Raw genomic sequence first — 12,864 nt, forward strand, 5'->3', positions numbered from 1 at the left:
GCGATCACTCCGAGGGCGAGCAGCGCGCGCCTCACGGCGACACCGCCGCGGCCACGCGCGGTGCCGGTTCGCGCACGCGCAGGACGCACACGCCGGCGACAATCAAGCTCACGCCTCCGATCACCAGGGCATACAGCGGGTGGTTGCCGAAGAACAGTTTCAGCATCAAGCCCAGCAGGCTCGCAGCGACCAACTGCGGGATGACGATGAAGAAATTGAAAATGCCCATGTAGACGCCCATTTTTCCCGCCGGCAAGGAATCGGACAGCAATGCGTACGGCAGCGAGAGGATCGAGGCCCACGCGAAGCCCACGCCGACCATCGACAGCAGCAACCAGTGCGGATCGCGGATCACGGCGATCGACAACAAGCCCAGGCCGCCGAGCACTGCGTTGATCAAATGGCTCGTGCGCAGGCCCCAGCGCTTCACCATCCACGGAATCACGATCGCCGCCAGGGCCGCGAAGCCGTTGTAGGCCGCGAACAACACCCCGACCCAGTTCGCGCCTTCGTTGTAGGCGGCCGACGTCGTGTCGCTGCTGCCGAAGTGCACCTGCGTCACCGCGCCGGTGGTGTAGATCCACATCGCGAACAGGGCGAACCACGAGAAGAATTGCACCACCGCGAGCTGCCGCATCGTCGGCGGCATGTCGTAGAGGTCGTCCATGATGTTCGCGAAACCGCCACCGCGCTGCAGCGTGGTGCGAACGAACAGCGCCAGGCCGTAACCCGCGACCAGGCCACCGAGCACATACAACTCGCGCGCCCAGCCCAGCGTCGCAACGGCGGCGATGAACGCCAGGCCGGCGACCAGCCACGCCAACGCGGACTTGCGCATGCGCGTGGCCACGCGCACGCGCGGGGCGATCGGCGGTGCTTCATCCCATGCCTGCAGGCGCTCGGGCGGGTATTCGCGCGTGCTGAAGATCGTCCACCCGATCGCGAAGAGCAGCACCGCGCCGCCGAAGTAGAACGCGTAATGCACGGTCGCCGGCACTTCACCCGGGCCGGCCGTGTTCGACACGCCCAGCTTCGCGAGCAGGAACGGCAGCAAACTCGCGACGACCGAGCCCACGCCGATGAAGAAGCTTTGCATCGCATAACCGGAGGCGCGTTGCTTCACCGGCAACTGGTCGCCGACGAAGGCGCGGAAGGGTTCCATCGAAACGTTGATCGACGCGTCGAGCACCCACAGCAAGCCGGCGGCCATCCACAGCACCGGCGAGTTGGGCATCGCGAACAGCGCGATCGACGCGAGCACCGCGCCGACCAGGAAATACGGCCGTCGCCGCCCGAGCCCCGTCCACGTGCGGTCCGACAGATATCCGACGATCGGCTGCACGATCAGGCCCGTCAGCGGCGCGGCGATCCACAGCATCGGGATGTCGTCCATCGACGCGCCGAGCGACTGGAAGATGCGGCTGGCGTTCGCGTTCTGCAGCGCGAAGCCGAACTGGATGCCGAGGAACCCGAAACACATGTTCCAGATCTGCCAGAAACTCAGCGTCGGCTTGGCGGTGGGCGTCGCGGTCATCGCGGGGTGTCCTCGTGGGAACTCAGGGTAGCGGCACGATCGTGAGCGTGCCGATATCGGCTTGATTGAGCGGGCCCGAAGCCCCGCCCTTTCCGCCGGTGTAATGGATGAAGTGATCCAGGTCGCTCATGTTCGTGCCGCCCCCGATGCTGAACCTGCATTCGGCGCCGGCCTTCGCTTCGAAGACGGCGGACGTCGAATCGGTCTGCGCTTCGTTGTGCGGCAGGACGAGTTTGCCGAAGCGCGCTCCATCGCAATCGCTCTTCTTGCTGCACGACAGCTTCAGGGTTCTGACGCCGGCGGTGATGCCGGTGTTGATCGGGCCGTTGGCGTTTCGATAGCGGAGCGTGACGCGATAGCGGCCGGTTTTCGGCACCTTCCAGGTCCGCGGCCAATCGCCGGTCAGCGTTTGCGAGGGACCCACGCAGGTGGTGCGGGACGGCAGCGATTCGATGTCGTCGGCGATGCGCGTCGCGCTGAAACACTGCGAGACACCCGTTACCGGCACCTTGATCGACGTATCGCCATCGACTCGTTCGACGCGCTTTCCGTCGGCGTAAAGCACCGTGCCCGCCGCCATGGCGATTGCCCAGGCATCACCGTCGCGCACCGGTTGCGGCGCCTGCGGCTGCGGGGGTGCGAATTGCGCGCCGTTGCGATGCAGCCGCTGCACGGGAACGTCGCGTGGCACGAGATCGACGATGGTCTGCCGTCCCTCCGTGCGCTGCGTTCCGCCCACCAGGAGCGTGGCATTGCCGAGCGACTTCGGCTTGCGCAGGACGATGCTGCGCTCGGGCAGCTCCAGCACGATGCTGTCCTTCGCGCCGAACAGGTCCGGCACCAACTGCGCCGGAATCATCGGCTGCACCGACCCGTCGTCTTCGACGCCGAACACGCCGCGCATCACCATGTCCAGGTACGCGGCCACCGACCACAGTTGTCGCGGCGAATTCACCACCGGCCCGCTTAGCTTGCCGTCGTCGAAATGCACGCTTTGCGTGGTGAGTTCGAAGTTCTCCATGTTCGAACCGGCCTTCGCCGCGCCGCGCATCAGCGAACGGATCTCGAAGACGATGCGTTCGGGGTTGCGCGTGGTGCGTGCGGCGCGCAGCGCGTACTCGCTGACGAAGGGCCACATCGCGCGGTTGTGGTAGATCGGCGTATCGGGCTGCTGCGGCCAGATGACCGGGCTTCCGAGTTCGGCGACCGGGTAGTTCGCCAGCGCGCGTTGCGCGCGATTGGACGGCGCGACGCCGGAGGTGATCGCCAGCGACGTGCCCAACAGGTCGAAACTCTCCACCGGCACCGGATGGAACGCGGTGCCGATGTAGCTCATGTACATGCCGCGGTCTTCATTCCAGAAGTGGCGGTTGATGGCATCGCGCAGTGCGTCGGCTTCGTGGGTGTAATGCCCGGGGAGCGCGCGGCCGCTCCGTTCGCGGTCCAGGCGATCGGCCAGGCGCAGCGCCTGGTAATGCAGCACGTTGGTCGACAGCGCGAAGGATTCGGCGATGAAGGTCGTGTCCTTCGCCGTCCACGCCGGGTAGTTCTGTTCGCGCCAGTCCAGGAAGGAGGTCTCGCCGCGATACAGGCCCATCCGCGCATCGAACGCGAAGGTGCGATCGGCCATCAACGTGCCGAAGAGCGCGCGCTCGACGTCGCCCCGGAAGGCCGCGTCGTCCACCAGGTGGCGCGCGGCGAGGAACCAGGCGACGCGATCGGTGCTGACCGGCCAACTCCCGCCCGAGCCGGTGTCCTGGGCGACTTCCAGGAACCCGGGCCTGTCGTAGCCGGCGACCTTCGGGTTGCGCACCGCGCCCAGCTTGAACCGCAACGAGGTCTTCGTCCGCTCCGGATCCAGCCGCGCCAACGCCAGGTCCGCCGCATACGACAGATCGCGCGTCCACACGTAATGCCACTTCTCGCCGGTTTCGAAACACACGCACGGGTACGGTTTCTGATCGTTGAACGACCAGTCGGTGATCGCGTCGACCTTGTCCTTCTCCAATTCGGTCTGCGCGAGCACGAACAGGCGGTCGAATTCCGCGCTGGCCGTCCGGGTTTCCATCGCCGGGGCGCCGGCCATGGCGAGCGCCGGGAGCAATGCCACCAGGCAGCCCGCCACTCCTGCCAAGCCCCGCGGTAACCCACCGGCCATGCGCCCCCCTTTCGTTGCCCCATGGTAGTCGAGCGACCTTCGGATGGACGGCCCGCCTGCAAACGTATTCAATGCGCGGCTCCGCCCGTGCCGTGGAAGATGGCGCACGGCGCTGCGTCGGGAACCGCACGCGCGCAGCAGGCATTTCGAGGGAACGCATGGACAACAATCGCTGGTGGCGTGGCGCGGTGATCTACCAGATCTACCCGCGCAGCTTCCTGGACACGGACGGCGACGGCGTCGGCGACCTCCCCGGCATCCTCGATCGACTGGACTACGTGGCCAGCCTCGGCGTCGACGCGATCTGGATCTCGCCGTTCTTCAAATCGCCGATGGCCGACTTCGGCTACGACATCGCCGACTATCGCGCGGTCGATCCCTTGTTCGGCACGCTCGCCGATTTCGACCGCGTGCTGGCCAAGGCGCATGCGCTGGGTTTGCGCGTGATGATCGACCAGGTGCTCAGCCACACCTCGATCGAGCACCAGTGGTTCACCGAAAGCCGCACTTCGCGCGCCAACCCGAAGCACGATTGGTACGTGTGGGCCGACGCCAAACCCGATGGCACGCCGCCCAACAACTGGCTGTCGATCTTCGGCGGCGTGGCATGGCGCTGGGAACCGCGCCGCGGCCAATACTTCCTGCACAACTTCCTCGCCTCGCAGCCCGACCTGAACTTCCACAACCCGGACGTGCAGGCGGCGACGCTCGACAACGTGAAGTTCTGGCTCGACCGCGGCGTCGACGGCCTGCGCCTGGATGCGATCAACTTCTGCTTCCACGACGCAAAGCTGCGCGACAACCCGCCCAAGCCCGCCGAATTGCGCACCGGCCGCGGCTTCAGCGCCGACAACCCGTATGCGTTCCAGTATCACTGGCACAACAACACGCAGCCGGAAAACCTGCGCTTCCTCGAAGACCTGCGCGCCCTGCTCGATCGTTATCCCGGCGCGACTTCGCTCGGCGAGATCTCTTCGGAAGACTCGCTGGCGACGATGGCCGAGTACGTCGGTGAAAAACGCCTGCACATGGGCTACAGCTTCGAATTGCTGACCGACGATCGCAGTGCGGCCTACATCCGCATGACCGTGGAAACGCTCGAAGCGAAGATGCCCGATGGCTGGCCGTGCTGGGCGATCTCCAACCACGACGTCGTGCGGGCGGTGTCGCGCTGGGGCAATGGCAAGGACGATGCGGCGCTGGCCGGGCAATTGATTGCGCTGGTGAGTTCGCTGCGCGGTTCGGTCTGTCTGTACCAGGGCGAGGAACTCGGGCTGACCGAAGCCGAGGTCGCCTTCGAAGATCTGCAGGATCCGTACGGCATCACCTTCTGGCCGAACTTCAAGGGCCGCGACGGCTGCCGCACGCCGATGCCGTGGTCCGATGCGCCCAACGGCGGGTTCTCGGTCGAAAAGCCGTGGTTGCCCGTGCCGGAGGCGCATCGCGCGATCAATGTCGCCAAGCAGGCGGCGGACGCCGGCTCGGTGCTCAACGGCGCGCGTGCGTTCCTGCAGTGGCGCAAGCAGCAGGCCGCGCTCGTGGACGGCGCCATCGCCTTCCTCGATGCGCCCGAGCCGATCCTGTGTTTCGTCCGCCGTGACGCGGCGCAGTCCATGCTGGTCGCCTTCAATCTGTCGGACGCCGAGGTCGAATGGACACTTCCCGAGCATGGCGGGGCGACGCCGTTGCAAGCCCCGGGCACGACGGCCGGGGCGATCCGCGACGGGCGCCTGCTGCTGCCGCCGCGCGGCGTGGTGTACGCCGCGCTCTGAAAGCGCTCGCGGCGCTTTGCGTCGCGTGCAGCGCCGGGCCCGCGCTCGCTGCGTTGCCGACGCGCGCCGATTGCGATGATCCCGCGCCGTCGACGGTGCTCGCCACGCGCGTGCACCCGCTGGCCGACGAAACACTTTCGCCTGTCGAGCTGGACGCGAAATACGGCGATGCGGCCGAATCGCTCGCGTTGGGTGCTTCGTGGAAGGGCGTCGTGCTGTGGGCCCCGACCGCGAGAAGCGTGGCCGTGTGCGTGTACGACGGCCCGCGTTCGACATCGACGGCCCTGCATGCGATGCAACGCGACGAACGCACCGGCGGCTGGCGCGCCGATGTGCCCCTGCGCGAAGGCACGTATTACCTGTACCTGGTCGACGTCGTGGTCGGTAACAACCTGGTCCGCCAACGCGTCACCGACCCCTACGCCGTTGCGCTCGCGGCGAACGGCACGCGGAGCCTGTACGTCGACCTGGATTCGGCGGCCACCAAACCGGAAGGCTGGGACCCGAAAGCGACGCCCAAACGCATCGCGTCTCAAACCGACCTGGTGATCTACGAACTCCACGTCCGCGATTTCTCGCGCGACGACGCCACCGTTCCCGTCGCGCATCGCGGCAAGTACCTCGCATTCACCGATACGCAATCGGCCGGCATGCGCCACCTGCGCGCACTCGCCGACGCGGGCGTGACCGACATTCACTTGCTCCCGGTGTTCGACTTCGCGACCGTTCCCGAGCGCGATTGCGATCCCAATGGCGACGCCGCGCACGATTGCTTCAACTGGGGCTACGACCCGGTCCACTTCAACGCACCCGAAGGCAGTTACGCGAGCGATGCGGACGGCATCGCGCGCATCGTCGAATTCCGCCGCATGGTGCAGGCGCTGCACGCCGCCAACCTGCGCGTGGGCATGGACGTGGTCTACAACCACACGATGGCCGCCGGCCAGGCGCCGTGGTCGGTGCTCGATCGCATCGTGCCCGGCTATTACCACCGCTACAACGACGACGGCACGCTCGCGACCTCGACCTGTTGCGCGAACACCGCCACCGAACATCGCATGATGGCCAAGCTCATGCGCGACTCGGTCGTGCTGTGGGCCACGCAATACGGCATCGATTCCTTCCGCTTCGACCTGATGGGCCACCAACCCCGCGCGGCGATGGAAGACTTGCAGCGTGCGTTGAAAACCGCGACCGGCCACGATGTCCCGCTGATCGGCGAAGGCTGGAACTTCGGCGAAGTCGCCGACGGCAAGCGGTTCGTGCAGGCCTCGCAACTTTCGCTCGGTGGCTCGGGCATCGCGACCTTCAGCGACCGCGCACGCGACGCCGTGCGCGGCGGCGGCCCCGGCGACAAGATGCCTGCACTGGTCGAATCGAAGGGCTGGATCAATGGTGGCGCCAACCCCACGAACGTCGACATGGTGCGCGTGGGCCTGGCGGGCACGCTGCGCGACTACCTGCTCGACGGACGACCGCTGTCGAACATCGACTATCACGGCCAACCCGCGGGCTACGCAACGCAACCCGGCGAAGTCGTCAACTACGTCGAGAACCACGACAACCAGACGCTGTACGACATCGACCAATTGAAGTTGCCGAAGGACACGCCGCCAGACGAACGCGCGCGCGTGCAACTGCTCGGCACCGCGACCACGGCCTTCAGCCAGGGCATCGCCTACTTCCACGCAGGCATCGACGTGCTGCGCTCGAAGAAACTCGATGGAAACAGCTTCGACTCCGGCGACGCGGCGAACCACCTCGACTGGTCTTATCGCGACAACGGCCAGGGCGCACGCCCGCAGGACATCGCCTTCATGCGCGATGCCTTCCGCGATTTGCTGCGCATCCGCGCGAGCTCGACCCTCTTCCGCCTGCCCACCCGCGACGCGGTCATCGCAAGACTCACGTTCCCGCAAACGAACACGCCCGACCTCATCGCCGCCCGCATCGACGGCAAGGGCCTGGAAGGCGCGCGTTTCCCCGCCGTGCAGTACTTCCTCAACGCCGCCACGCAAGCGCGCACCGTCATCCTGCCCGCCTCACGCGGCGAACCCTGGATCCTGCACCCCGTCCACCTCTCGCCGACCGCCGGCGACCAACGCGCCCGCGACGCCCGCTTCGACAAAGCAACGGGCCAATTCACGATCCCCCCGCGCACCGCCGTGGTGTTCGTGCAGCCCGAGAGCAAGGTGCTCCCCGACCTGCTGACCATCCACCTCCCCGCACACCTGCCGGAAGACGAAGACATCACCGTCGACATCCAACGCCCCGCCGACTACGACACGAACAAGCACTACCCCGTCCTCTACCTCGACGACGGCCAGGACCTGCCCGACGTCCACGTCCGCGACACGATGGAAAAACTGCGCAACGACGTCGCCCCCTTCATCCTCGTCGCCATCCACATGCCGCGAGACCGCATGGCCGGCTACGGCCTCGCCGACCGCGCCAAGGCACAAAGCGTCATCGCACCCACGAAATACGGCCCCGTCGGCGCGAACGCACAGGCCTATTCCGAATGGGTCGTCCGCACACTGATCCCCTACGTCGACACCCACTGGAACACCCAGCCCAACGCAAACGGCCGCACCATCCTCGGCTGGTCCCTCGGCGGCATCAACGCCTTCTCCCTCGGCTGGAACTACCCCGAAGTCTTCGGCCAGATCGGCGCCTTCTCCCCCTCGTTCTGGCTGTCGAACGACAACAAGGCAGGCATCGCACAAAACCTCCTCGCCACTTCCCCGCCCAAGCACGGCCTGCGCGCGTACTTCGCGGCAGGAACCAAGGAAGAAGACAGCGACCGCGACAAGAACGGCGTCATCGACGTGATCGACGACGCGAAAGACGTGGCCATGCTACTGCGCAAACGCGGCAACAACGACGTCAAAGTCGTAGAACTGGAGGGCGGCATTCACCGCCAATCCTCGTGGGCAGAAATGCTGGCCCAGTTCCTGCAGTGGGCATTCCCCCGAAAATGATCGGCGACCTGCAAAGCTAGCTTTGCAGCCCCCAATGACCGCTCGGGCGAAAAGCTCCTGATCGAAGCGACCCGCAAGGTGATGCCCCAGCGTGGGGAGTTTCAAACTTTTTTCCCAAAAAAGTTTGGAACTCCCCACGTTCGGGCGACGCGCAAGCCCGGTTTCGAGCGCGCTCTACTACGCACTCACCCCGTCATCTGCTCCAACTCCATCCCCTTGGTCTCACGAACCGCGCGATACACAAAGATGTAAGACACCACCGCAAACGCCGCATACAACCCGTAGGCAAACGCCAACCCAACCTCAGCCAGCCCCGGAAACGTAGCCGTAATCACAAAGTTGGCGATCCACTGCGCCGAAGCCGCGACCGCCAACGCAATCGCCCGAATCCGATTGGGGAACATCTCCCCCAACAACACCCACACCATCGGCCCCCAACTCAACCCGAAACACACCACGTACAAATTCGCCGACACCAACGCCACCATGTTCCAGGGCGCCGGCAACGACAGCCCATCGGCCGTCGCAACCGCATTCGCGAAACACAGCGCCATCGCGCCCAACGTCACCGCCATCCCCGCCGATCCGACCAACAACAAGGGCTTGCGCCCCACCTTGTCGACCAACGCGATCGCCACCAGGGTCACCAACACATTGACCACCGACGTCGCCACCGTGATCTCGAACGAATCGGCCTCGCTGAACCCGACCGAATGCCACAGCGTCGCGCTGTAATAGAAAATCACGTTGATGCCGACGAACTGCTGGAACACCGACAACAGGATCCCCACCCACACGATCGGCAACAGCCCCATGCGCGGCCCGCGCAGATCGGACAGGCGCGGCACGACCTCCGAACGCAGGCTGTCGCGGATATCGGCGACCTTCGCCTCCAGCGCCGTTTCGCTCTTCATGTCGAGCACATCGCGCAACACGCGCTTGGCCTGCTCCAGCCGGCCCTTGGCGACGAGATGGCGCGGCGATTCGGGCACGCCGAACACGAGCACGCCGTAGATCAGCGCCGGCACGATCGCCGCCAGGAACATCCACCGCCACGCGCCCAGCCCGAACCACAAGGGCTGCGCCGCACCGCCCGCACTGTTCGCCAGCCAGGCATCGGTGAGCAGCGAAGCGAAGATGCCGAGCACGATGGCGAGCTGCTGCATCGAACCCAGGCGTCCGCGCACGTGCGCCGGCGAGACCTCGGCGATGTAGGTCGGCGCGATCACCGACGCGACGCCAACGCCGATACCGCCCACGATGCGCCACAGGATCAGGTCCCACACGCCGAACGCGAGCCCCGCCCCCAGCGCGCTGACGGCAAGGAAGGCCGCCGCCACGCGCATGGTGTGCACGCGCCCGAAGCGATCGGCCAGCGGCCCTGCGTACCACGCGCCCAGCGCGGAACCGAGCAGGGCGCAGGACACCGCGAATCCCGTCGCCGTCGCGCTCAATCCGAATTCACCGCGGATCGCGTCGACCGCCCCGTTGATCACCGCGGTGTCGTAGCCGAACAAGAAGCCGCCCAATGCGGCGCAGGCGGAGATCAACAACACGCGGATGGTGGCGTGCTGTTCGATCGCGGGTGCGGCTGTATTCATTCGATCTTTCCCCCAGGGTGTGCGGTGTGCTTACGGAATCTTGAGCGGGCCGACGGCGTCGAGCACGCGCGGATCGCGCGTCGCGTCGCCACCGCCGAAGGCATGCGGACCGGCCTGCGGCGCGAGCGCGCGCCAGCCGCCGTCGTAGTCCCAGGTCGTCACGTACACGCGCGCGTTTTCCAGGTCGTTCGCGCGCAACAGCGTCGTGGGCGGCAGGGTGAAGGTGATCGTGCGCGCCTTCGCATCCACGCGCATGCGCGCGGCCGGCGTGATCGGCATGCCTTCGATGGTCGGCGACGCGCCGCTGGCGGAGAACACGGCGTTCGTCCACCCGTTCGCGCGCAGGTGGACGTCCCACTCCATCCCGTCGGGAAGCACGGCGTTCTGCAGCGGCATCGCGGTGGCGCCGCCGCGTGTTTTCGGCAGGTCGATGAAGATCGAGAACGCCACGTGGTCGAACCCGTTGGGCGGATTCCACGCCGTCGATAGCGCGCGCATGCGCAGCACGATCTGCATCGCGCCGCCCGAGGTGGAAATCGCGACATGTTCGATGTCGCCCGGATGGTCCGCATAACCGGCATCGGTGGGATAGGTGTAGCGCCCAGCCGGGCCGGTGTCGTCGCCCTGCGGATCGTCGAGGAACACCCCCAGCTTCCAGGGGCGCGCGACCTTGAAGGTTCGGCGTTCGCTCGCGTTCTTCGTCGCGCTCTCGTAGACGACCACGGCGTGTTCGACTTCGGGGTCGATCATGCGCGTGGTATCGATCAGCGCTTCCCAGTGGCCGTCCTTCGGCGTGACGACGCGGCCGTGGACCGCATCGTCGTCGATCACGATCCGCACCGGCTCCGAACCGATCGACGTGCCGCGCACGGTGAAGTCGTCGGTGAACAGGTCCTGCGGCAAGGGATCGATCGTCGGCGGGCGCATGCCGATCGACGGCGGCGCCCATGCGCCGAGCGCCTTCCACACCACGCCCGAGCGCGGCGGCAACAGCGCGGTCGCGCGGCCGTGCGCGTCGACGGCGATCGACGGGATCTCCGCATCGACGGCGAATACCGTGGAGAGCGCCGAGTCCGGCGCCGCGCCGGTGTCGAGGTTGTCGAGCAACACGCTGTGGCTGGCGGTATTGATCGCCACGATCGCGATGGCGCCGTCCGGCCCCTGCACGCGCCACGCGATGGGGCCCGGGCCCACGCGGTTTTCGCGCAACACCGTCGGCGTGCCGCGCGAAAAGAGCGTGTCGCCGCGACGCAGTGCGATCACGCGCTGCAGGTACTGGTACAGCGGCGAGGACACATCGAAGTTGTCGTGGCCACCCGAACCGTATCCGCCCGCGAACATCGATCCGCGCATTTCCGTGAAGCCCTGCTCGGTGCCCTGCCAGATCACGGGAATGCCGGGCAGCGTCATCAACATCAACAGCGCCTGCTTCAACGCCGTCTCGTCGCCTTGGGCGAGGAAGCGGTCCACGTCATGGTTGTCGAGGAAGGTCGGCATGCGCCACGGATCGGCGAACACCTGCATGCGGCGGCGGATGCGATCGCCCAGTTGCGCCGTCGGCGCGCCGCGCGCGAAGACATCCAGCGCCGTGCCGTAGAGCGGGAAGTCGATCATGCCCGGCAACGCGCGCGTCCCGTCGGGCATGCGCATATAGGCATCGATGCGCCGCGATTGCGTGTCGTCGAAAGGCTTGTCGAGCGCGAAACCTTCGCCGAAGACATGGAACTCCTTGCGCCCGGTCGCGTTCGCGACCTGCGCGATGCCCGGCGCCTGCGGATCGTCGGCGTGCAGGAAATCGACGAAGAACGCCGGCGGCACGTAGAACGCGGTGTCGACGCGGAACCCGTCGACGCCCACGTCGCGGATCCAGTTCCCGTAGGTGGCACGCAAGGCGCGGCGCACTTCGGGCGATTCGGTATCGATGTCGTCCAGGCCCGCCAATTGCCAGGTCAGGCGTTGCGTGTCGCTGCCGAAATCGCGGATGTCGGGCGTCCAGTGATAGATCGCCTGCGCGCGTTGCGCCGGATCGCGCGGATCGTTGCGGTCGAACGGCGTCTGCGTCGGCGCGCCCTGCCCCTGCGTGTCGCGCACGAAGGACAGGCCACGCGCGGGATCGGCCGGATCGGGCACCTCTTCGTAGCGGAAGAAATCCGCGGTGTGGTTCACCACGATGTCCTGCACCAGCACCATCTGCTCGCCGTGCAGCGCGCGCGCGAGGGCTTGGTAATCGGCGAGCGTGCCGAAGTGCGCGTCGACCTTCGAGAAATCCGTCGCCCAATACCCGTGGTAACCGCCGTAGTGCGCGCGCGGGCTCCACCACTGGTTGGCCACCGGGGGCGTGATCCACACGCCGGTCGCGCCGAGCGCCTTGATATAGGGAATGTGTTCGGTCACGCCGCGCAGGTCGCCACCGCTCCACTTGGCGCCGTCCCCGGGATCGAACTCGCCGGCGTGCTGGTCGTCGTTGCTGCGATCGCCATCGGCGAAGCGATCGATCATCAACAGATACAGGACCTGGTCGCGCCAGTCGGGCGAGGGAATGTGCTGCGGACCCTGTTGCGGCGCCGCCGCCCAGGCCGTCCCCGCGCTCGCGAGCACGCACGCCAGCCATGCCCCGAGCCGGGCCGGGGCCCGTAACTGCGCGGTGCGAGGCGAGCGTGGAGCTGAATGCATGGGGCGAGGTCGGGCGAGGAAGGCGTGGTCCGGACTATTCCACGCATCGCGACACCGGCGCGGATGGCCCGACAAGCGGCCGTAATGAATACGTATGCAGAAAACGTCGGCGGCCCCGGCCCTGCGCCTACCATCCGTCACGGGG

At 66.7% G+C, this 12,864-nt stretch carries 6 protein-coding genes; 2 read left to right on the plus strand and 4 right to left on the minus strand.

Going from position 1 to position 12,864, the window contains the following annotated elements; all coding sequences use genetic code 11:
• Positions 1-31 precede the first annotated feature (31 nt).
• A complete protein-coding gene (locus AB4059_RS03780; RefSeq protein WP_498976718.1) occupies positions 32-1,534 on the minus strand; it encodes an MFS transporter in 1,503 nt (500 codons plus the stop codon).
• A gap of 22 nt (positions 1,535-1,556) precedes the next feature.
• Positions 1,557-3,644 (minus strand): glucosidase family protein, encoded by a 2,088-nt coding sequence (locus tag AB4059_RS03785; RefSeq protein ID WP_498976720.1) that lies wholly within the window; start codon positions 3,642-3,644, stop codon positions 1,557-1,559.
• A 206-nt stretch (positions 3,645-3,850) separates the two neighbouring features.
• On the opposite strand from AB4059_RS03785, the gene AB4059_RS03790 reads away from it, so the two are divergent.
• Positions 3,851-5,464, plus strand: coding sequence for an alpha-glucosidase family protein (locus AB4059_RS03790; RefSeq protein WP_498976722.1), 1,614 nt, complete (start codon positions 3,851-3,853; stop codon positions 5,462-5,464).
• Positions 5,465-5,517: 53 nt separating this feature from the next.
• Positions 5,518-8,445 carry an alpha-1,6-glucosidase domain-containing protein gene (locus tag AB4059_RS03795; protein ID WP_498976724.1) on the plus strand — a complete coding sequence of 976 codons (2,928 nt, stop codon included), beginning with the start codon at positions 5,518-5,520 and terminating at the stop codon, positions 8,443-8,445.
• 185 nt (positions 8,446-8,630) lie between these two features.
• On the opposite strand, the gene AB4059_RS03800 is transcribed toward AB4059_RS03795, so the two are convergent.
• Positions 8,631-10,046 (minus strand): sugar porter family MFS transporter, encoded by a 1,416-nt coding sequence (locus tag AB4059_RS03800; protein WP_498976726.1) that lies wholly within the window; start codon positions 10,044-10,046, stop codon positions 8,631-8,633.
• 30 nt (positions 10,047-10,076) lie between these two features.
• Positions 10,077-12,644: an alpha-amylase family glycosyl hydrolase gene (locus AB4059_RS03805; RefSeq protein ID WP_498976728.1), complete on the minus strand. Its 2,568-nt coding sequence runs from the start codon at positions 12,642-12,644 to the stop codon at positions 10,077-10,079.
• Positions 12,645-12,864 lie beyond the last annotated feature (220 nt).

The organism is Lysobacter sp. 2RAF19 (assembly GCF_052115395.1).
Classification (GTDB): domain Bacteria; phylum Pseudomonadota; class Gammaproteobacteria; order Xanthomonadales; family Xanthomonadaceae; genus Noviluteimonas.

Excerpts from the sequence above, each read along its gene's own strand:
- AB4059_RS03780 (WP_498976718.1), bottom strand. The coding sequence starts at position 1,534 with ATGACCGCGACGCCCACCGCCAAGCCGACGCTGAGTTTCTGGCAGATC.
- AB4059_RS03790 (WP_498976722.1), top strand. The coding sequence starts at position 3,851 with ATGGACAACAATCGCTGGTGGCGTGGCGCGGTGATCTACCAGATCTAC.
- AB4059_RS03800 (WP_498976726.1), bottom strand. The coding sequence starts at position 10,046 with ATGAATACAGCCGCACCCGCGATCGAACAGCACGCCACCATCCGCGTG.